General features: G+C 61.2%; 20 protein-coding genes and 1 pseudogene. 7 read left to right on the top strand and 14 right to left on the bottom strand.

Features of this window, described 5'->3' with window-relative positions; genetic code table 11:
• Positions 1-76: 76 nt before the first annotated feature.
• A complete protein-coding gene (locus AAFO92_RS16385) occupies positions 77-901 on the bottom strand; it encodes an aldo/keto reductase (RefSeq protein WP_347536908.1) in 825 nt (274 codons plus the stop codon).
• Positions 902-966: 65 nt separating this feature from the next.
• Positions 967-2,145, bottom strand: coding sequence for an MFS transporter (locus AAFO92_RS16380; RefSeq protein ID WP_347536906.1), 1,179 nt, complete (start codon positions 2,143-2,145; stop codon positions 967-969).
• Positions 2,146-2,241: 96 nt separating this feature from the next.
• On the opposite strand from AAFO92_RS16380, the gene AAFO92_RS16375 reads away from it, so the two are divergent.
• A complete protein-coding gene (locus AAFO92_RS16375; protein WP_347536904.1) occupies positions 2,242-3,135 on the top strand; it encodes a LysR family transcriptional regulator in 894 nt (297 codons plus the stop codon).
• A gap of 136 nt (positions 3,136-3,271) precedes the next feature.
• On the opposite strand, the gene AAFO92_RS16370 is transcribed toward AAFO92_RS16375, so the two are convergent.
• The 10 genes from AAFO92_RS16370 to AAFO92_RS16325 form a co-directional block, all read right to left on the bottom strand.
• The gene (locus AAFO92_RS16370) at positions 3,272-4,330 is read right to left on the bottom strand and encodes a LysR family transcriptional regulator (protein WP_347536902.1); all 1,059 of its coding nucleotides are present in this window, start codon (positions 4,328-4,330) and stop codon (positions 3,272-3,274) included.
• Positions 4,330-5,127: an alpha/beta fold hydrolase gene (locus tag AAFO92_RS16365; RefSeq protein ID WP_347536900.1), complete on the bottom strand. Its 798-nt coding sequence runs from the start codon at positions 5,125-5,127 to the stop codon at positions 4,330-4,332. The genes AAFO92_RS16370 and AAFO92_RS16365 overlap by 1 nt, the downstream gene beginning before the upstream one ends.
• Positions 5,117-5,311, bottom strand: a complete 195-nt coding sequence (locus AAFO92_RS16360; RefSeq protein WP_347536898.1) for a tautomerase family protein — start codon at positions 5,309-5,311, stop codon at positions 5,117-5,119. The genes AAFO92_RS16365 and AAFO92_RS16360 overlap by 11 nt, the downstream gene beginning before the upstream one ends.
• A gap of 25 nt (positions 5,312-5,336) precedes the next feature.
• Positions 5,337-6,482, bottom strand: a complete 1,146-nt coding sequence (locus AAFO92_RS16355) for an NAD(P)/FAD-dependent oxidoreductase (RefSeq protein ID WP_347536896.1) — start codon at positions 6,480-6,482, stop codon at positions 5,337-5,339.
• Positions 6,483-6,521: 39 nt separating this feature from the next.
• The gene (locus AAFO92_RS16350; RefSeq protein ID WP_347536895.1) at positions 6,522-7,337 is read right to left on the bottom strand and encodes an alpha/beta hydrolase; all 816 of its coding nucleotides are present in this window, start codon (positions 7,335-7,337) and stop codon (positions 6,522-6,524) included.
• A gap of 169 nt (positions 7,338-7,506) precedes the next feature.
• The gene (gene proX, locus AAFO92_RS16345) at positions 7,507-8,541 is read right to left on the bottom strand and encodes a glycine betaine/L-proline ABC transporter substrate-binding protein ProX (RefSeq protein ID WP_347536893.1); all 1,035 of its coding nucleotides are present in this window, start codon (positions 8,539-8,541) and stop codon (positions 7,507-7,509) included.
• A gap of 65 nt (positions 8,542-8,606) precedes the next feature.
• Complete coding sequence (locus tag AAFO92_RS16340) at positions 8,607-9,449, bottom strand: proline/glycine betaine ABC transporter permease (protein ID WP_347536891.1); 843 nt, start codon at positions 9,447-9,449, stop codon at positions 8,607-8,609.
• Positions 9,450-9,481: 32 nt separating this feature from the next.
• A complete protein-coding gene (locus tag AAFO92_RS16335; protein WP_347536889.1) occupies positions 9,482-10,699 on the bottom strand; it encodes a glycine betaine/L-proline ABC transporter ATP-binding protein in 1,218 nt (405 codons plus the stop codon).
• A gap of 219 nt (positions 10,700-10,918) precedes the next feature.
• Positions 10,919-11,857 (bottom strand): AEC family transporter, encoded by a 939-nt coding sequence (locus AAFO92_RS16330; RefSeq protein WP_347536887.1) that lies wholly within the window; start codon positions 11,855-11,857, stop codon positions 10,919-10,921.
• Positions 11,858-11,863: 6 nt separating this feature from the next.
• The gene (locus AAFO92_RS16325; RefSeq protein WP_347536885.1) at positions 11,864-12,553 is read right to left on the bottom strand and encodes a TetR/AcrR family transcriptional regulator; all 690 of its coding nucleotides are present in this window, start codon (positions 12,551-12,553) and stop codon (positions 11,864-11,866) included.
• Positions 12,554-12,716: 163 nt separating this feature from the next.
• Between AAFO92_RS16325 and AAFO92_RS16320 the strand changes: the two genes are divergently transcribed.
• From AAFO92_RS16320 to aroQ, 6 genes are all read left to right on the top strand, one after another.
• The gene (locus AAFO92_RS16320; protein WP_347536884.1) at positions 12,717-13,709 is read left to right on the top strand and encodes a tripartite tricarboxylate transporter substrate binding protein; all 993 of its coding nucleotides are present in this window, start codon (positions 12,717-12,719) and stop codon (positions 13,707-13,709) included.
• 151 nt (positions 13,710-13,860) lie between these two features.
• Positions 13,861-14,373, top strand: a complete 513-nt coding sequence (locus tag AAFO92_RS16315) for a tripartite tricarboxylate transporter TctB family protein (RefSeq protein WP_347536882.1) — start codon at positions 13,861-13,863, stop codon at positions 14,371-14,373.
• 1 nt (position 14,374) lies between these two features.
• Positions 14,375-15,886, top strand: coding sequence for a tripartite tricarboxylate transporter permease (locus AAFO92_RS16310; RefSeq protein ID WP_347536880.1), 1,512 nt, complete (start codon positions 14,375-14,377; stop codon positions 15,884-15,886).
• Complete coding sequence (locus tag AAFO92_RS16305; protein ID WP_347536878.1) at positions 15,883-16,734, top strand: shikimate dehydrogenase; 852 nt, start codon at positions 15,883-15,885, stop codon at positions 16,732-16,734. Before AAFO92_RS16310 ends, AAFO92_RS16305 begins: the two co-directional genes overlap by 4 nt.
• Positions 16,731-18,617, top strand: a complete 1,887-nt coding sequence (locus AAFO92_RS16300; protein ID WP_347536876.1) for a TIM barrel protein — start codon at positions 16,731-16,733, stop codon at positions 18,615-18,617. The genes AAFO92_RS16305 and AAFO92_RS16300 overlap by 4 nt, the downstream gene beginning before the upstream one ends.
• The gene (gene aroQ, locus AAFO92_RS16295) at positions 18,614-19,063 is read left to right on the top strand and encodes a type II 3-dehydroquinate dehydratase (protein WP_347536874.1); all 450 of its coding nucleotides are present in this window, start codon (positions 18,614-18,616) and stop codon (positions 19,061-19,063) included. Before AAFO92_RS16300 ends, aroQ begins: the two co-directional genes overlap by 4 nt.
• A 39-nt stretch (positions 19,064-19,102) precedes the next feature.
• Here the strand turns inward: aroQ and AAFO92_RS16290 are convergent, their stop codons facing one another.
• On the bottom strand, positions 19,103-19,483 hold the full coding sequence (locus tag AAFO92_RS16290; RefSeq protein ID WP_347536872.1) for an acyl-CoA thioesterase: 381 nt from the start codon (positions 19,481-19,483) through the stop codon (positions 19,103-19,105).
• Between the two features lie 2 nt (positions 19,484-19,485).
• Positions 19,486-19,608: pseudogene (locus AAFO92_RS16285) on the bottom strand (succinyl-CoA--3-ketoacid-CoA transferase); the annotation flags it as partial.

The following is a 19,608-nucleotide window of genomic DNA, read 5'->3' as shown; positions in this document are numbered from 1 at the left end:
GGCGTCGCCAGTTCTTCGCGCCGGGCACCAGCGATGTCTTTGCCTTCAGGTTCTTCCCTTTCGTGGGTTTCTTGCCTCAGTCCCAATTGGGCGCAAGATTGTCTGGGGACACGATGCGGCCATCCGGGCGTGCCAGCCCTTCGATACGGTCGACCTCTTCGGCGGTCAGGGTGATCTCGGCCGCGGCAAGGTTCCCGGCAAGGCGTGCCTTTTTTGCCGTCTTCGGGATGGCGACCCCGTTCGGCTTCTGCAATAGCCATGCCACGGCAACCGCGGCGGCAGAGGTGTCATGCGCCTCCGCGATCTCTTTCAGGACCGGATCCCGCATCACCTTCCCCTGCGCCAGCGGTGAATAGGCCTCGAACGGAATGCTGTGCGCCTCAAGATGTGCAAGAAGCTTGGATTGGTCGATAAAGGGATGAAGCTCGACCTGGTTGGCCGCAACCGGCGCCTTGAGGATACGCCCGGCCTCCTGCGTCTGCGCGATGGTGAAATTCGAGATGCCGCCAAAGCGCACCTTGCCCTCTTCGATCAGCGCATCGAGCACCGGCAGCGTTTCCGATAGTGGCACCTCGCGCGAGGGCCAGTGCAGCAACAGAAGGTCGATGTGGTCGGTGCCGAGCGCCCTCAGGGACCGTTCGGCGGCGACCCGGAATGCGCCGGCGCCGAAATCCCTTGGCAGGATCTTCGTGGTTACGAAGACCTCGTCGCGCGGCAGGCCGCTTGCGCGCAGCCCCTCGCCGACTTCAGCCTCGTTCTCGTAGGCCTGTGCGGTGTCGATGTGGCGGTAGCCCTCCGCCAGCGCGGCGGCTACGATGTCGCGGGTTTCACCGGCGAGCATCCTGAAAGTGCCGAGACCCAGATTGGGAATGCCGGCGGGTCCGATATTCTTGATGGACATGTCTGTCTCCTTGTCTGTGAAAGTCAGATTGAGTAACGCCGCAGGGGTCGCGCCGTTCCTTGAGGTCATTCCGCCGGGACGGACGCCGCGCCGCGATCGAGTTGCCCCGACAGGCGCACGAGGGCGATGCCCGCCGCGACGACGATGGCACCGACATAGGGAGCAGCGGCAAGGCCGATCCCCTCCACGACAAGACCACCGGCCCATGCCCCCAGCGCGATCCCAAGGTTGAAGGCGCCGATATTGAGGCCCGAAGCGACATCGACGGCGCCCGGGGCCACCTCGCGCGCGATCTGCACCACATAGGATTGCAGCGGCGGAACATTGGCGAAGGCGAAGCCACCCCAAAGGCCGATGACGGCGATGGTGAGGGCCACATTCGTCAGGGCCAGGCCGAGCGCCACCAGCATTATCGCCAGCCCGGCGAAGATGATGGTCAGCGATGGAACCGGTCCCATCCGGTCAGCCAGTTTGCCGCCGATGATGTTGCCCGCCGCCACCGAGGCACCGTAGAGCAGTATCACCAGGCTGACGGCGCCCGCGGTCAGGCCGGTCACGTCGGTCAGCATCGGCGCGAGGAATGTGAAGGCGATGAAGTTGCCGCCGTATCCCACCGCCGTGATCAGGTAGACCAGCAGCAGTCGGGGCGATGTCAGCACCTGGACCTGCGCTCTGAGCGAGGGCGCCTCGGCCCGCCGCAGGTTGGATGGCACCAGCAGCAACGAGGCGACAAAGCCGATCAGACCCAGCAGGACGACGCCAAGAAAGGTGGATTGCCAGCCGAAGCTCTGACCGATCCACGTGCCCAGCGGAACACCGGTGACGAGCGCCACGGTCAGGCCCATGAAGACCAGCGCGATGGCCGAGCTTTCCTTGTCTCGGTCGACAAGGTCGGTTGCGATGGTCGAAGCGATGGCGAAGAACACGCCATGCGCAAGACCGGTGATGAAGCGCGCGACGATCAGGCTGTCATAACCGGGCGCAAAGGCGGCAAAGGCGTTGCCGGCGATGAACAACGCCAGCAGCGCCAGCAGCAATCGCTTGCGCGGCAGGTTGCCGGCCAGCGCAGTCAGGACCGGCGCGCCGATGGTGACCCCCAGCGCGTAGAGGCTGACCAGCAAACCGGCCGAGGGCAGCGAGACGCCGAGATCGGCGGCGATGGTGGGAATGAGGCCGACGATCACGAACTCGGTCGTTCCGACGGCAAAGGCGCTGATCGTTAGCGCCCAAAGGGCGAAGGGCATTGGGTATCTCCAAGGTTGAATTCTGTCTCGACCCGGAAGATGGCGCGGGTTAACCTTTGCGTGAACAGACAGATTTTCAAAAGGCTTTTGCGTCAGATGCACGAATTACCACAAACGAGGGATCTGGCTGTCTTCCTCTCGGTGGTTGACCACGGCGGGTTCGCCGAGGCCGGCCGGTTCCTGAACAGCGCCCCCTCGACACTCAGCCGTACCGTTTCGCGACTGGAGGCTGAACTGGGCGTTACGCTTCTGCGGCGCAGTACGCAGGCGATCGAACTGACGCCGGAGGGGCGCGACCTGATGCAGGCCGCGCGCGAGATCGTTTCGCGCGCCGAGGGCCTGACCGAACTGGCGACGCAAAGCCGCGCACCGCGTGGCCCGCTGCGGGTCGATGCGCCCGTGCCCTTCGTCCTGCACGGCATCGCACCAAGGCTCTGCGGTTTCCACCTTCGTTACCCGGAGATCGACCTGACGCTCGACATGAACGATGCCGTCGTCGACCTGTTCGGCAGCCATGCCGACGTGGCGATCCGGTTCGGCCCGTTGCGGGACAGCAGGATGCTGCGCCGCCGCCTCGGGCAGACTGGTTGGACGCTGGTTGGCGCACCGTCCTATCTCGACCGGCATGGCTACCCCGAACGCCCCGAGGATCTGGCCGATTTCGGTCAGGTCCGGTTCGCCGCGCCGGAGCACATCAACGATCTGCGGTTCAAGGGAGTACCTGAGCTGGTGCGCCCCCGCCCCATCGTGACCGCCACGAATGGCGAAGCGGTGCGTCAGTTGGTGATTGCAGGCCTCGGAATCGCGCGGTTTTCCGATTTCATGGTGGCCGACGACCTTGCAGCGGGTCGCCTTGTGCCCCTCTTCCCAGAGGCGCTGGAGGCCGACCCGCTGGACATCACCGCGCTTTATCTCACGCGCGCTTCGGGCTTACGCCGCCTTGCGGTGTTTCTCGACTGGCTCGAGGAGATCTTGCGCCCGGCCACCTGATCGGTGCCTCCCGGGGAAGTCGATCCGCGTGTTGCCTGATTTTGCAGGCCGCCCCTGCCGGGCGGCACAGTCTCTGTGCTGGATCAACCTCACTCCTTTTTTTCAGGCGGGGACGCTTTTGAAAACACTCCCTTTTTCAAGGGTATGTGCGCTCTTCCAGGGTCAATCCATCAACGATGTCCCGCAGCGCGTGAACGAACGCCCGTTCGCTGCGATTGGGCTGCACCTGCGGGTTGGTGATGAGAAACACATCAATCTCCATCGAATTCTCGTAGGGAGGCAGGCGCCACAACAACCCGTTGCCTACCTCACGCTCTGCCACATGGATCGGAATCGGCCCGATCCCAAGCCCCGCCACGATCAGCCGCAAAAGCTCTTCGGTATTGTTGGACACGCCCGCGAACGGATCGGCGAATTTCATCTGTTTGCGCATATCGGCAATGGACTGAAGCTCGTCCGAAAAAACCGCCGATGGGTAGGTGACGGCTTTTTCGCCTTCGAGGTCCGCAATTGTCAGGTCGGTCCGGCCAAAGAACTTGTGCCTCGGCCCACAGTAAAACCCGCAATATTCGCGATAAAGGTGGAAATAATCGAGATCGCTGCGCTTTTTCGAGATCGGTGCAATCCCGAAGGAATTCAGCCCGCGACCGATCCGGTCGAGGATTTCAGGAATGCGCAGGACGGTCATCGAGAAGCTGACGTCAGGATGGCTATCGTGAAATTCCACGAACACCTGATCCAGGATCGGACTGATCATGTGACTGGCGAGCGCCACGTTGACCGTACCCTTGAGCTGATTGCCCACATCCGACACCTGGCCTGACACCCGTTCGATCGAATTACAGATGTCGCGCGCTTCCTGGTAGAGCGTTATGCCCGCCTCGGTCAGCTTGAATTCCTTCGGGCCGCGATGCGCGAGTTCGCAATTGAGCTGGTCTTCCAGGTTCTTGAGCGCGGCGCTGACCGCCGGTTGGCCACGCCCCAGCACAGTCGCCGCCTTGGACAGGCTTTGCTGCTCGGCAATCACCACAAATGTGTGCAGCAGGTTCCAGTTTGTAATCCGCGTTGACGCCATTTTCCGTTTCGAACCTTCGCCGGCTGTTCGTGACTGTAGGATCAACTCTGCCGATCCCGGTGCGAAATCCAACTCCTTTCGGCAGCTATTCGTCACGATGGCGGTCAGCGGTGCTTTCATCAGTCGTGTCCCCGGAGCATTGCCGCGGGGCAATGGGCGGTGAAAAATTCATCCAGATCCCTGGCAATACGGGCCGGGCACTCGGTCAGGATGCCGTTCTTCATGCCGGGATAGTGCAGGCAGGTAATGTTGGCGTGGCGTTCCGCAAGGTGGCACTGATGGGACGTGTCAAAGCCGTCGGCCATGGCGCCTGACAGCAAGAACACCGGCATTTGCAGGTCGGCCGCGTTTGTTTCGTTGTTCTTGTCGATGTAGAGTCGGTAGGTGGCGAGGAACCTGCCTGCATCCATCTTTCTCAGTTGTGCCAGCCGGGCCGAGATGACATCGGGATTTCGGCGGGAAAATTCCTCGGAATACCATCGATCCTTCATCCGGCTGAGGTTTTCAAACAGCCCCTCCCGCTCCACCCTGCCCAGAAACGCGGACGCGGCCTCAAACTGTTGGGGTGTTCTGTCAAAGGGCGTGGCCAGAAGGCAGAGCGTTCTGATCCTGTCGGGAAACCGGCGCGCGATGTCAGCACAGACCAGACCGCCCAGGGAATGCCCCACAAGATGCACCGGTTCTGATCCCAGCCCGTCCATCGCGCCTATCAGCGCCTCGGTGAATTCCTCGAAACCGCGGATGTCTTCACGTTCACGGGCGCCATGCCCGGGCAGGTCGAAAGCGACGCACCGATAGGCGTTGGGCATGGCCGCGATCACCCCGTCCCAGATCGCCTTTGTCGAGGCGTTGCCATGAACGAAGACGACCGCCCCGCGCCCGCGCCGCGATCCGGCCGCCGCGCGGCTACGTGCCATTCCGGTCGCACAGCAACTGGCCCGCCACGGCCCAGTCGCCCGGTGACTTGTCGTCGATCAACACCTGCACCGCCGCAGGCTTGCCGCCACAGACCGCGACGAAAACCTCGGTCAGTTGCCGGGCCAGTTCGCGCTTTTGCGCGATATCCCGGCCTTCCATCAATTCCACTCGGATCAACGGCATGGTTTGCCTCCTTGGTCATGCATGATCAGAACGCCGGCACATGGTCAGTTGCGCAGCGCAGGCTGCGCTGGAAGACATCGGCACGCGACAGGATCGGCAGGATTTTCGAGCGCAGCGTCAGAAGCTTCCTCGGCCACCGCGTGCCGACCGCGCCATAGACATAGGACATGCGCTGCGTCATGTCGGTATAGGGCCTTTCGGCCGCTTCCCACGCCCTGAGCGCCTCGGGGATGTCCTGTGCGCCATCCACGGCACGGGCAAGCGACGTGGCATTGACAATCGACACGCCCGCGCCCTGCCCCAGATTGGGCGTCATGCCGTGGGCCGCATCGCCGATGATCAGTGAACGCCCCTTGGACCAGCGGTGGCAGGTGACGTTGTAGAACGGGCGCCAGTGCTCTTCGGGATGCTTCGGCATCCGTTCAAGATACTGGTGCAGCCAGGGGTGTGAATCTGTCCAGGCAGACAGGTTGAATGGCTGTTGCAGGCGCCCCTCGATATCGTCCTCCGGGCAGCACAGGAACACGTAGTGATAGTCCTTGCTGGCCGGTGCGATACCGACGCGCCGCCCGCTGGTCCAGGACTCGATCCGCTGTCGGTTCACCGGGTCATCCGGCTTGCGCTCGATAAGGTGCCGGCCGCAGCCATCGCGCACCTGGTACATTTCCTTCACCAGACCAAGCGAATCCCGCACCCGGGAAAACACACCGTCAGCGCCCACGATCAGATCCGCACGCGGCCCCATTCCGCCGCTGAATTCGAGATTTCCTTCAGGCGTGGCCCCGATCACCCTGGAATTGGTCACGATTTCGGCCCCCGCGGAAATCGCCGCCTCGGCCAGGATGCGGTGCAGATCGGTGCGCAGCAGCACGATCAGGTCGGGCACGCTGTCCTTGTCGCGCCGCAGGTTCACCTCCTTGTTGCGGTGATCAAGCAGCATTCTCGGATAGTGGCTTTCGACCCCGGCTTCTTTCACCTTGTCGAAGACGCCCAGATCCTTCAGCGCGGCGTGCACGTTTTCCCACATGTAGATACCTGCACCGATTTCCCGCAAATCCTTGCTTCGTTCATGCACGCGCACGTTCCAGCCCTTCTGGGCAAGTGAGGCGGCCACCGCCAGCCCGGCCAGTCCGGCACCAGCGATTTCTGCGGTTCGAGTTTTCAAAGTCATGTCAGTTTCCCGTCAGTCGAAAAGGGTCGGTTCTCTGTGTCAGCCAGCGGCGGCGGGCTGGGCCACATCAAGGAAAAATCCGCGCAGTTCCCGCGCCACCTGGTCGGGCGCTTCCGCCAGGATCGCGTGTTTCAGCCCGTCCAGGATGACGAGGCGGGAATCCGGCAGCTGCGCGTCGATGAAACGGTTGAGGCGCGGGTTGCAGCCGCCATCCAGCTCTCCGGTCAGAACCAGGCAGGGCACCGGGACCTGCTGCAGCCAGGGCGCCATTTCGGTTTCGGCGTAGATGTGGAAGACGTTCAAGAAGACCTCGGCGCTCATGCCGGTGACCTGGCGCATCCGCGCCTCGACCACCTCGGGATTGGCCGCGATGAACGCGTCGGTGTACCAGCGGTTGGCAAGGGTTCCGAGCACCTCGCCGATGCCCTTTTCTTCCATCGCCGCGACCACTCCCTGAACCTTGGCCGCGTCCTCCTCGGTCCGTCCTGCCGCGGTCGAGATCAGCGCCACCGACAGCGTCCGTTCGGGGTAGCGGCGGGCATAGGCCGGCCCGATCATGCCGCCCAGCGAATGACCGGCGACATGCCAGCGTTCGATGCCCAGATCGGCGCGCAATGCCTCGAGATCCTCGACCAGTTCATCAAGGCCGAATTCGCCATCCGGCAGCGGCGACACCCCGTGTCCCCGCAGATCGTAGGTGATACATCTGAACGTGTCGCCGAGCCCGGCAACAACGCCATCCCAACCGTTATGGGAAGATCCGATGCCGTGGACAAAGACAATCGGGTCGCCGCCGCCGGTGATCCAGCTGTTGCACAGGATGGGCCGTTTCGCGTCTTGTTTGGGTGTCATCATGGGTCTCGTCTTTCGCTTTCTCGAAGGTCGCTACGCAGCATCCGGTTGCGTTTTGCAAAGATATCTCGCTTCGGCCTGCTCCTTGCGGGCCGTTCCTGTCGGTAATGGGAGGATGCGGGGGCCACCGGGGAGATAGCGGAAGGCCCGCCGCATCCTGTTGCGCCAGTGGTCAGTTGGCCGCTTCTCTCGCAGTATCCAGCCAGGTGTCGAACTGTTCCTGGTTGGCCGCGATCCAATCTTCGGCATGACGCCGGATGTCGTCCTCTCGGGTTTCGCCTTCGGCCATCCGGGCGTTCTGTTCGATCCGCGCCGACAGGTCCATCTTGAGGCTGTTGAACAACGACAGAACCGCCGGGTTTTCTTCGCCCCATGCGCGGTTCACGGCGATGTAATAGACCGTGGGCAACCACCCGATATCGCAGGGATCGTCACCGCCGGAACAGCCGACATCGCCCGTGATCGGCTTGTAGCGCGCCTCCTGGTCGCCAGGCAGGTCGATGGTTTTCATCTGCAGCCACACAAGCTCGCGGCCGGGGCGCAGTTTCAACGTCGTGGCATTGGGATACCAGGCATAGATCAGCACCGCCTCACCGTCGCTCAGCCGGCCGGCAGCGTCAGCGGCAAGCGCGCTGTATTCGCCCTGCACCATTTGCACGGTCTTATCGAGGCCGAGCGCCTCGAACTGGTGCAACGCGACCGTTTCGGCCCCCCAGCCGACCGACGGCCCGATCATCTCGGCACGTCCGTCGCCGTCGCTGTCAAACAGCGCCGCCACTTCGGGTTTCAGCAGGTCCTCGACATATTTGATGCCATGTGCTTCCGAGGTTTTCCTGTCGATCAGATAACCCTGGAGCGAACCCGGCTCCATCAGCGGCCCGATCTTGATCACCGCATCGCCGACCTCTTCATACATCGCGTCGTGATTGGGCGAGATCGTGTCGGCGGCGTAATGGCTGTCGCCCTGGGCCAGCGAGGCGAACATCGGCGGGCCGCTCAGGGTCTTGGGATGATCGATCTCGTAGCCCAGTTTCTCCAGCCCGATATCGAGGATATACTGGCCGAACCAGAACGTATCCCAGTTGGGGCGTACCGGATAGGCGGTTTTCCCGTCACCGGGGCCGGCCGCAAACGCGAGGCTGCCGGCAAGGGCTGCTGCGGCCGTCGTGGCGGCCAATCTCGTGACCCGATTCATCATAGGTTTCATTGGTCTCTCCTTGTTGGGTGTTGAATTGCCGCGGTTGCCATGCGGTTCTGAATTGAACGGTGTTGTCATTGCGGCTTCTCCGCGAAAGACTGCGTCAGCCGGTCAAGCGTGATCGCCATGAGCACGATCGCCCCGCCGCCGATCGCCGCCAGCCCCACATCCAGCCGCCCGATGCCGCGCAGCACGGTCAGGCCCAGCCCCTCGGCCCCGATCATCGAGGCGATGACGCTCATGACCATGGCCAGAAGCAGCGTCTGATTGAGCCCGGCCATGATCGACGGAAGCGCAAGCGGGAACCTGATGTGAACCAGCGACTGCCATTCGGTCGTGCCGAACGCCTCACCCGCCTCGGTCGCCTCCAGCGGCACCTGCCGGATGCCCAGGTTTGTCAGCCGGATCATCGGGGGAAGGGAGAAGATGATCGTCGCGATCACACCGGGCACCGTTCCGATACCAAAGAGCATCACGACCGGCACCAGATAGACAAAAGACGGCGTCGTCTGCATCAGGTCCAGCACCGGCCGCAACACGGTCCAGAACCTGTCACTCCTTGCGGCCAGAACGCCCAGGGGCACGCCCGTCAGGACGCCGAAGACCACGGCGGTCAGCACAATCGCCAGCGTTTTCATCGACTGGTCCCAAAGTCCCATCATCGCGATCAGCGTAAAGGAACCCGCCGCAAGTACGGCGTTCTTCCAGCCCGACAGCCGCCAGGCCGCGAACAGGAGCAGGATTATGAACAGCCAGAACGGGACCGCCGACAGCCCGTCATTGACCAGGTCGAGAAACTTCGCGATCGGCCAGCGCATCACCTGGAACGCCGGGCGCCATTCCGCAACCAGCCAGTCCACCGCCGTCTGGATCCAGGCGTCGACCGGCAGGATGTATTCATCGGGATAGTCGTTCATCGTGGCGTCCCCTGCACGAAAAGCTTCGGTCTTCAGGTCTCGGATCCGGCGTCAGGCGCCGGAATCGTTCTGGTTGTCTGGGCCCTGCTGAGCTGTTGCAGCACGTCGCTGGCATCGAACGCCCCCACCACCCGGCCCTCGGCATCGGTAACCGCGACCGGGCGCCGGAGCGCGCATTCGGCATAAAGTTCCGACACAGGCGTTTCCTGGCTGACGGTGGGTATGTCCGAATGAATGACATGGGCCAGGCTGTCATGGCCATTGATGCGCTCGGCGCAGAGGTCGATCTCGGTCACGTATCCGGCGGCCGTCCTTTCCGGCGTCAGCAGGACCGCGACACCGGACTTGGTCTGCGCCATCTGCGCCCGCAATTCCGAAGGCGAAATGCCTTCCTGTACCAACGGAATGCGCCGCGCGTTCAGGTCCCTGGCGACGAACAGCTTGCCGCAATCCACGTCGCGGGAGAAGTTCAGCACATAGTCGTTGGCCGAGTTGGTCACGATCTCCAGCGGGGCGCCAACCTGCACGAATTCACCGTCTTTCATGACCGCGATCCTCGTGCCCAGTTTCACCGCCTCCTGGAAATCGTGGGTGATGAAGATGATCGTCTTGTTGATCGCCTTCTGAAGCTGCAGCAATTCGTCCTGCAGATCCGCCCGGATCAACGGGTCGAGCGCGCTGAAGGGCTCGTCCATCAGCAGGATATCCGGGTCGCTGGCCAGCGCACGCGCCAGGCCGACACGCTGCTTCATGCCGCCGCTCAGGTTATGCGGGTAATGCCCACCCCATTCCTCCAGGCCGACCTGCGCCAGTGCAGACCTCGCCTTGTCCCGGCGGGCGTCCCTGGCCTCGCCCCGCACATGCAGGCCGAATTCGACATTCTCGAAAATCGTCTTGTGCGGCAACAGCGCGAAATTCTGGAATACCATTGCCATCTTCGTGCGGCGAAACTCGCGCAGACCGGCCCTGTTCATCGCTGTCACGTCTTCACCATCCACGGTCACGGTCCCGGCGGTCGGTTCGATCAGCCGGTTCAGGCACCGCACAAGTGTGGATTTGCCCGATCCGGAAAGCCCCATGATCACGAAGATCTCGCCTTTCTCGACCGTCAGGTCGACATTCGAGACCGCCACCATCTGTCCGGTGTCACGGAAAATGTCCTTGGGGTGCCGGCCGCCCCTGGCAAGTTCGAGCGCATTTTGCGGGCAGGTGCCGAATACCTTGAAAAGCCCCGTGGCCTTCAACGTCATGGTCAAGTCTTCTTTCTTCTGGTCAGAAATGGCGTGTCAAATCCAGAAATCCGAACCACTATGCCGGTGGTTACGAACGCGCTTTCACCGAAAGCCGGGATTGTGATCTGAATTGTGTCGCGCCTCCTGTAGCGGTGTCATGTCGCACGATCACACCCCGGGGACACACAATCAAATTAATAGTTCTGATGTTATCATCACGCAGTTCGATAATTGGGATCAGGTAAACTGCTGCATCAGCCAAATCAGCGCGCTGACGGAAAAGAAGGATGTGATGGTCGACACAACCAGCGCCGTCGCACAGATTTGTTCCGCTCCATAAGTTGCCCCAAGAATGGGATAGATCGACAGCATTGGAACGGATGCGATCAGCACCGCCGTGAGGACAAAGGGGTCTGATCCCCCGATCAGCAATGCCAGGACGACGAAAACAAGCACCGGGTGAAGGATCAGCTTGCCCGAGACGATTGTGGCGGTGCGCCGCCAGAACGGGCTGATGCTGAACTGTGCGATGATCCCGCCGACGACGAAGAGCGCCACAACCGGCGCAACGGCGGCGACCATCTTGACGGTGGTCGCAAGCCGTTCGGGCAAGGCAATGCCGCTCAACCGAACCGCCAGGGCCAGCGCCACGGCGACGACCAGCGGGTTCCGCACAAAGCTGAGGAACGCCTTGCGAACGGCCTTGGCCAGATCGGGCTCTTCGCCGGATGAAATCTCGGCGGCGACGATCGCAAAGGGAATGACGACCACATTCTCGACGATCATGATCCAGGCCAGGACGCTGAGCGCCGTTTCCGGAAAGACCAGCGATGCGATCGAGAACCCGATGAAACCGCTGTTGGAGTTCGCGACCGCCAGACCATGGATCCACGACGCCCCTCTGTCTTGCCGGAAACGATACCGCATCACCCCGTAGCCAGCGAACAATGCCATCAGCGACGCGATCATGTAGCCAAAAATCAGGAGCCAGTTCAGAGCTTCGTCAGAGCCCGATAGCGCAATCGCGCTGAAGATCAGGGTCGGCAGGCTGATCCTGACCGTAAAACGGCTGAGTGCGCTGATGGTATCCTCTTTGAGATACCCGGTGCGCACCGAGACATATCCAAACAGGATGATCAGGTAGATCGGCAGTGTGATCGCAAAGATATCGAGCACGAAATGCTACTCTGCCGCAATCTGGCGCGGTTCGTAGCCAATAACAACAAGCCCCAGCACCATGTCGATGACACGCTGCCTGAGTCGGGCCTGCCCTTCCGGCGTATAGAGGCTGTCGCCGAAAGATGTCGAGAAAGTTGCCCGGTTCGAGACGTTGTAAAAGCTGGAGGAACTGATCAGCCAGTGCAGTTCCAGAGGGTCGGCGTCACATCGAAAAATGCCGGCCGCTTTGCCGCGGCGGCACACATCGCCCAGCTTGTCGATAATTGAACGGTTGAGTTGCGGGATGATCTCTGACCGGCGCAGATAAACAGCGTTGTGAATGTTCTCGATCATCACCAGTCGAATGAACAACGGCGTATTGACATGGGCGTCAAAGGTGGCTTCCACCAGGCGGGTCAAGGCGGCTACCGGCTCCAGGTTTTCGACTTTCAAGGCATCTTCGCTTTCCCGGAGCGTCGAATAAACATTCTCCAGAACGCTTTGATAAAGCCCCTCCTTGTCGCCGAAATAATAGTAGATCATCCGCTTGGATGCTTCGGTTTTCTTGGCGATCTCATCAATGCGCCCACCGGAAAGCCCATGCGCGGCAAACTCATCTGTCGCAACGCGAAGAATGTCTGCCTTGACGGCATCCGGGTCTTGTTTCCAGCGTGACTTGCGAGGGTTGGCCGGTTTCTTCTTCGTGTCCACCATATGCAAGAACCTCTGATTTTCTCTGATTCTGGCCCTGTGATAGCACATAATTAAACGTTTGGTACATTTATGTTGACAAATTAACGAAATAGTACAATTTAGAGCCGTGACCGCCGGTAAGAGGAGCGAATCGGCGGCGAATTGACATAATGGGAGGACAGAAATGTCTCGCAAACTAATCGGCGCAATTGTTGCGCTTGGACTCAGCACAACTGCCGCGTTCGCGGAATTTCCGGAGAAGGAAATTCAAGGGATCATCCAGTGGGGCGCCGGCGGATCAACCGACACGGTGATGCGTGCCGTAACGCCGCATGCCGAAGAGAAACTGGGCGGCTCCGTTGTCATGCAGAACATGACCGGTGGCGTCGGTGCAATTGCACTGAACCATGTCGCAGGCACCGAGGCGGACGGCTATACCCTGCTGATGGGTGCCGAAAACCCGATGCTGTACAAGGTCATGGGATTTGGCGACAAAGACTACAGTGATTTCATCCCGATCAGCTTGCTGGCCCGCGGCACGCCGATGTTGGTGGCCAATCCGGATGCACCTTTCAACACCTTTCCGGAGATGATGGAATATATCGCGGCGAACCCGGATACGGTGCGTTTCGGGTCAACCGGCCCGGGTGGCGTTCCGTCCGTTGTTACCGCGATGATCACGTCCGAGGCCGACCTGCCCGTGATCTTCGTGCCATATGACGGTGATGGCCCGGCCCTGACCGCGCTGCAGGGGGGCGCCATTGACGTGATGCCTGCCGTTTTGGGCGCCGCTGTCGAAGGCATCCGCGCCGGGACGATGAAACCGATCGCGCTTTTCGACACCGAGGCAAGTGCCGCGCTGCCGGATGTGGCCACCATCACCTCGACCAACCCCGAATACGAAAAATTCCTGCCCTGGGGGCCTTTTTTCGGGGTGTTCGTGCCCAACGGGACGCCGGATGATGTGGTTGCGAAACTGCAGGCCGCCTATGCTGACGCGGCCAAACAGGCGGATTTCGTCGAGCTGATGGACGGCCGCGGCTTTACCATGATGAACATCTCAGGCGATGAGGCGCAGGATTTCCTGACCAAGTGGCAACGTAACACCGCCTGGCTGATGTTCGATGCCGGCCTGGCCAAGACCTCGCCCGAAGAATTCGGTATCGAGCGTCCGTAACCAGTCTGCCGGTGGGGGCCGGCAGACCCGGCCCCTGCCCTCAGTACCTTCCTACCCGAGCAGTGCGTACGCCGCCCTCGTCCCCTGACCGGGGCGGCGTCACCCCAACCCGCGGACGCAGATCCTTAGCGCGCCGACAAAGGAGGTCATCATGCAAACCCCTGAGAAACGTAAGCCCGGAGAGCTTGCCTTTGCCGCTTTCCTAGCTCTTGCCAGTCTCTTTCTGCTTTACGACGCCTACGGCATCTCGGGTTTTGAAGCCCTGAGCGGCTCGGGTGCCATCCCAATGGCGGCCACCTTCGTCATGGTCATCACCGCGGGCATCGTCCTTGTTCGAACAATGCGCGCCGAGCCGGAAGGCGAAGGCAGTTTCGTTGCAGACATCGTTCCCGCGAGGATCGTCGTGATCGGGCTGCTGCTGATTGCCTATGCCTTTGCGCTGAAACCGGTTGGCTTCCTGCCCACATCTGCGGTCTTCCTGATCCTGACGATCAAGTACCTGAGCAGGCGATCCTGGAGCTTCGCGATCGGCGTCAGCCTTTTCAGCCTGTTCGTCATCTACCTGATTTTCCGCATCGTTTTCACCGTTCTGATGCCCGCCGGGATCGTTCCCGAAGGCGAAATGCTGGCCTGGTTCGGCAACCTGTTTTCCGGAGGCGAATAAGATGTTCGAGGCTTTGATGGATTTCCTGACCGTCTGGACACAGCCGCAACTGCTGTTGCTGGTTGGTCTGGGTACACTGGCCGGGGTCTATGTCGGCGCCATTCCCGGCCTGTCGGTCACGATGGCAGTGTCGATCCTGATCTCGTTTACCTTTTCCTGGGATGTCTATCCGGCGATTTCGCTGATGATCGGCATCTATATGGGCGGTGTGTATGGCGGCTCGCGCACGGCCATCCTGCTCAATATCCCCGGCGCACCTTCGGCCATTGCCACGGCGATGGACGGCTACCCGATGGCGCAGAAGGGTGAAGCCGGTGTGGCGATCGGCGTCACCACCGTCATGTCCTTCTTCGGCGGGCTGATCGGCATCGCCGTGCTGGCACTTGCCGCGCCGTTCGTCTCGGATTTCGCTCTTGGCTTCCAGCCGCGCGACTACATGCTGCTCGCGATACTGGGCATTCTGCTGGTGGGATCCCTGTCCGGGGGGAGCCTGGTCAAGGGTATCTTTGCCGGCGCCTTCGGCATCGGGCTTGGCGCGGTCGGCATGGACCCGCTGACCTTCACCGAGCGTTTCACCTTCGATGTCCCGGTCCTGAAGAGCGGTATTTCCTTCATCGCGGTCATGATCGGCATGTTCGGCGTATCCGAGGCCCTGATGCAGCTGCATCATGTCGATACCGCCGCCGTGAAACAGAAAGTCGGCAAGATCGTCCCGTCCTGGAGCGTCATCCGCAAATATCTGCCGCTTTCCCTGCAGACCTCCAGCATCGGCGTGATCATCGGCGCGCTGCCCGGAACAGGCGGAGACATCGCGGCGCTGATGTCCTACGACCACGCCAAGCGGATCACCAAAGAGCCTGAAACACCCTTCGGCGAAGGCGCGATGGAGGGCCTCGTCGCCCCCGAGACTGCCAATAACGCCGCCGTGGGCGGGGCCTTCATACCGATGATGACGCTGGGTATCCCGGGCGATGCCGTCACCGCCATCATGATCGGTGCGCTGTTTATCCACGGGCTTAACCCCGGGCCGATGCTGATGATCGACAAACCCGACATGTTCTGGTTCATCGTCGGCGCGCTGGTCATGGCCAATTTCTTCATGCTGCTCTTTGGCCTCACAGGCATCCGCGTCTTCACCAAGATCGTCGAAATGCCGCGCACGGTGCTGATCCCGCTGATCTTCCTGCTGTCGATTGTCGGCGCGTATGCGGTCAACAACTCGATCACCGATGTCTACTGGATGCTGGGCTTCGGCGTGTTGGGGTATTTCATGAAGCAGTACAGTTACCCGCTGGGGCCGGTGATCCTTGGGGTCATCCTGTCGCGCCTTCTCGATGACAACTGGCGGCGCGCCATCATCTCCGAGCGTGAAAGCCTTCTGGGGTTCTTCGAGGGGATCGTCACCAGCCCGTTGTCGCTCGTTCTTTTCATCGGCGTCATCCTCATCTTCGTCAGCCAGACCCCGCTCTGGACCGCGATGAAGAAACGCCTGCTCAGAAAGGCCACGCCATGACCATTGCGCCTGCCAATAAGGTGAGGCTTGGGCTGATCGGCGACAACATCACCCGCTCGAAATCGCCTCGACTGCACCGCACCGCCGGAAAGCTGACCGGGCTAGACGTGACCTATGACCGCCTCATCCCCAGGGATCTTGCCCTTACCTTCGATGAGGTGTTCGAACAGGCCCGGACGAGCGGTTACCGCGGGATAAACGTCACCTATCCCTACAAGGAATGGGCTGCCGGCAAGGTCGAGGTGGCGGACCGGCTGGTCAGGGCGATCGGCGCGGTCAACACGGTGGTTTTCGAAGCCGACGGCCCGAAGGGGTTCAACACCGATTATACCGGCTTCATGAGTGCCTATCGGCGGGTTCGCGGTGACGCAACGCCCGGCACCGTTTGCCTGATTGGCACCGGCGGCGTGGGCAAGGCCGTGGCGTTCGGCCTGCTGGGCCTGAAGGCCCACACCATCCGCTGCGTCGACCTGAATCCGGAAAAGGCAGGTGCACTGCGCAACGCGCTCGAGTCGGCGGAAAGCTCGACACGGATCGAAGTCTTTACCGACGCGGCTGAGGCAGCGCAGGGGGCCGACGGGCTGATCAACTGTTCTCCGGTGGGCATGATCGGGCTCGAAGGCACCCCCCTGCCCGCACCGGCCATGCGGGGTGCCACCTGGGCGTTTGATGCGGTCTACACCCCCGTCGACACGCAGTTTCTGATGGATGCCGACGCGCAGGGATTGACGATCATCTCGGGCTACGAGCTGTTTTTTTCCCAAGGGGTCGACGCCTGGGACATCTTCACCGGGACACCGCTCGATACCGGCATTCTGCGCGAAGCAATCAGCGGAGAAGATGAATGAAAACCTCCATTGCCACCGTCTCGATCTCGGGGAGCCTGCCGGAGAAGCTTGAGGCCATCGCCGGCGCCGGCTTTGACGGGATCGAGATTTTCGAACAGGATTTCATCGCCCATGACGGATCCCCCAAGGATGTCGGGAAAATGATCCGCGACCAAGGTTTGGAAATTACCCTTTTCCAACCCTTTCGCGATTTCGAGGGCCTGCCCGATCCGCTGCGCGCCAAGGCGTTCGACCGCGCCGAACGCAAGTTCGATCTGATGCAGGAACTGGGCACCGATCTGGTCCTCGTCTGCTCGACGGTCCATCCCGGGGCACTGGGCGGCATCGACCGGGCCGCAGCCGACTTCCACGAGCTTGGCGAACGCGCCGCCAGGCGCGGTTTGCGTGTGGGGTACGAGGCGCTCGCATGGGGCAGCCACGTCAACGATCATCGCGATGCCTGGGAAATCGTTCGCCGGGCCGATCACCCGAACGTGGGGCTGATCCTGGACAGTTTTCACACGCTGGGCCGCAAGATCGACCCCGACACGATCCGCCGCATCCCCGGCGACAAGATCTTCTTTGTCCAGCTTGCCGATGCACCGCAGATCGACATGGATCTTCTCTACTGGTCGCGCCATTTCCGGAACATGCCGGGCGAAGGGGACCTGCCGGTCTGTGATTTCATGAAGGCGGTGGTTGCAACCGGCTATGCGGGGCCCGTTTCGCTCGAGATATTCAACGACCAGTTCCGCGGTGGCCGCGCCAAGACGATTGCCAAGGATGGCTATCGTTCCCTGATCGCCCTGATGGACGATGTCGTTCGAGAGGAACCATCGTCTCTGGCCGGTGCGCCATCGATGCCCGCGCGCATGAGAGTGGACGGCGTCTCCTTCATCGAGTTTGCGACCCGCGGCAAGGACGCCGATGCGCTGGAAGCACTGTTACAAACGTTGGGGTTTACGCAATCCGGAACGCATATTGCCAAGAACCTTGCGCTCTGGACCCAGGGCGATATTCGCATCGTGCTGAACCGCGAGACCGAAGGATATGCCAACAGCGCCTATGTCATGCACGGCACAACGGTTTGCGATATCGGCATTGCGGTCGAAAATGCAGCCGAAACCGTCTCGCGGGCCGCACGGCTTGGCGCGAACCCGTTTTCCCAGCCCGTGGGGCCGGGCGAGCTGGACATTCCCGCGATCCGCGGGCTGAGCGGAAGCGTGTTGCATTTCATCGACGATGCCAGTGGTCTGAGCGACGTCTGGTCCGTCGAATTCAGGCAATCGAAGAACGCGGAACAGGGCGCAGGACTGACCCATATCGACCATCTTGCGCAGACCATGAGCTATGATGAGATGCTCAGCTGGTCGCTCTTCTACACCACTCTTTTCAAGATGCAGAAATCACCGATGGTGGATGTGATCGACCCTGACGGGCTGGTCCGCAGCCAGGCACTTGAAACTGACAACGGATCGCTGCGCATCACGTTGAACGGGGCCGAGACGCATCGCACTATGGCAGGCAGTTTCCTGGCCGACAGTTTCGGCGCCTCGGTTCAGCACGTAGCGGTCGCGACAGACGACATATTTTCGACATCTGAGGCTCTGTCCCGGCTTGGCTTCAAGCCACTTGCGATGTCGGAAAACTACTATGCCGATCTTGCGGCGCGTTTCGATCTGAATTCGGAAATGCTCGCGCGTCTGAAAGCGGGCAACATACTCTATGACGAGGACGCAAAAGGGCGGTTTTTCCAGTTCTACTCGCGCCCGTTCGCCGGTGGTATCTTCTTCGAGATCGTGGAGCGCCAGGACGGCTACAAAGGCTATGGCGCGCCCAACGCCCCTTTCCGGATCGCCGCGCAGAAGCGCCTGATGCGCCCCAAGGGGATGCCCAAGCTATGACAAGCAAACCGGTTTTCGTACTCAACGGTCCAAATCTCAACTTGCTTGGCACCCGCCAGCCGGAAATCTACGGCCATGACACCTTGAAAGATGTCGAAGATCTGTGCGCCGCGACCGCGCGCGAGGCCGGTCTGGATGTTCGGTTTCATCAAAGCAACCACGAAGGCGAGATCGTCGAACTGATCCACGCGGCGCGAATGGAAGGAAGCGGGGTTGTCATCAATCCTGCTGCTTACACCCATACGTCCGTTGCGATCAGGGACGCTTTGGCGGCCTGCGAGTTTCCCGTTTTTGAAGTACATATTTCGAACGTGCATCGACGCGAGCCCTTCAGACACTATTCCTATGTTTCCGATGTCGCGACGGGAGTGATCGCAGGGCTGGGTCTGCAGGGATATGCGGCGGCAATACGCGCGCTGGCACGGATCATCCCCGGCAGGGTGTGAAGAACATCCTCCCGCGACCGGCCTTCGAAACAGGTGCATCTACTCGGGTGGCAAAGGACGTTTCACCCCGGACCTTTCGATCGCAACGAAGGTAAAGTCAGCCTCGGTCACCATCATCTCTTCATCGGTACGCTGCCGCCTGACCCAGGCTTCGACATGCATCTTGATCGAGGTGCGGCCCGTGCCGACGATGTCCGTGTAGACCGAGAAAAGATCTCCGACCTGGATTGGCGCGTGAAACCGCATCGCGTCAATCGCGACAGTGGCACAGCGCCCGTTGGCGCGTTGTGCAGCTGTAACTCCAGCCGCGATGTCCATCTGGCTGAGTACCCAGCCGCCAAAGATATCTCCGGCGGAATTGGTATCCGCCGGGAATGGCACAGTCTGCAGCGTCAATTTGCCGTGTGGGGTTTTCTGCATCTTCAAACGATATTGGCTTCGGTTGCGTTGATGATGTCCTGGCGGGAGACGTCGGGGGCGAGTTCGATGATTTTCAGGCCGTTCCCGGTGACGTCGAGCACGCCGAGATTGGTGATCACGCGGTC

It is taken from the genome of Roseovarius sp. CAU 1744, assembly GCF_039839345.1.
GTDB lineage: Bacteria > Pseudomonadota > Alphaproteobacteria > Rhodobacterales > Rhodobacteraceae > Roseovarius.
Note: the sequence above shows the minus strand (reverse complement) of the source record. Positions and strands in the feature narration are given on the sequence as shown.

Excerpts from the sequence above, each read along its gene's own strand:
- AAFO92_RS16385 (WP_347536908.1), bottom strand. The coding sequence starts at position 901 with ATGTCCATCAAGAATATCGGACCCGCCGGCATTCCCAATCTGGGTCTC.
- AAFO92_RS16380 (WP_347536906.1), bottom strand. The coding sequence starts at position 2,145 with ATGCCCTTCGCCCTTTGGGCGCTAACGATCAGCGCCTTTGCCGTCGGA.
- AAFO92_RS16375 (WP_347536904.1), top strand. The coding sequence starts at position 2,242 with ATGCACGAATTACCACAAACGAGGGATCTGGCTGTCTTCCTCTCGGTG.
- AAFO92_RS16370 (WP_347536902.1), bottom strand. The coding sequence starts at position 4,330 with ATGAAAGCACCGCTGACCGCCATCGTGACGAATAGCTGCCGAAAGGAG.
- AAFO92_RS16365 (WP_347536900.1), bottom strand. The coding sequence starts at position 5,127 with ATGGCACGTAGCCGCGCGGCGGCCGGATCGCGGCGCGGGCGCGGGGCG.
- AAFO92_RS16360 (WP_347536898.1), bottom strand. The coding sequence starts at position 5,311 with ATGCCGTTGATCCGAGTGGAATTGATGGAAGGCCGGGATATCGCGCAA.
- AAFO92_RS16355 (WP_347536896.1), bottom strand. The coding sequence starts at position 6,482 with ATGACTTTGAAAACTCGAACCGCAGAAATCGCTGGTGCCGGACTGGCC.
- AAFO92_RS16350 (WP_347536895.1), bottom strand. The coding sequence starts at position 7,337 with ATGATGACACCCAAACAAGACGCGAAACGGCCCATCCTGTGCAACAGC.
- proX (WP_347536893.1), bottom strand. The coding sequence starts at position 8,541 with ATGAAACCTATGATGAATCGGGTCACGAGATTGGCCGCCACGACGGCC.
- AAFO92_RS16340 (WP_347536891.1), bottom strand. The coding sequence starts at position 9,449 with ATGAACGACTATCCCGATGAATACATCCTGCCGGTCGACGCCTGGATC.
- AAFO92_RS16335 (WP_347536889.1), bottom strand. The coding sequence starts at position 10,699 with ATGACGTTGAAGGCCACGGGGCTTTTCAAGGTATTCGGCACCTGCCCG.
- AAFO92_RS16325 (WP_347536885.1), bottom strand. The coding sequence starts at position 12,553 with ATGGTGGACACGAAGAAGAAACCGGCCAACCCTCGCAAGTCACGCTGG.
- AAFO92_RS16320 (WP_347536884.1), top strand. The coding sequence starts at position 12,717 with ATGTCTCGCAAACTAATCGGCGCAATTGTTGCGCTTGGACTCAGCACA.
- AAFO92_RS16315 (WP_347536882.1), top strand. The coding sequence starts at position 13,861 with ATGCAAACCCCTGAGAAACGTAAGCCCGGAGAGCTTGCCTTTGCCGCT.
- AAFO92_RS16310 (WP_347536880.1), top strand. The coding sequence starts at position 14,375 with ATGTTCGAGGCTTTGATGGATTTCCTGACCGTCTGGACACAGCCGCAA.
- AAFO92_RS16305 (WP_347536878.1), top strand. The coding sequence starts at position 15,883 with ATGACCATTGCGCCTGCCAATAAGGTGAGGCTTGGGCTGATCGGCGAC.
- AAFO92_RS16300 (WP_347536876.1), top strand. The coding sequence starts at position 16,731 with ATGAAAACCTCCATTGCCACCGTCTCGATCTCGGGGAGCCTGCCGGAG.
- aroQ (WP_347536874.1), top strand. The coding sequence starts at position 18,614 with ATGACAAGCAAACCGGTTTTCGTACTCAACGGTCCAAATCTCAACTTG.
- AAFO92_RS16290 (WP_347536872.1), bottom strand. The coding sequence starts at position 19,483 with ATGCAGAAAACCCCACACGGCAAATTGACGCTGCAGACTGTGCCATTC.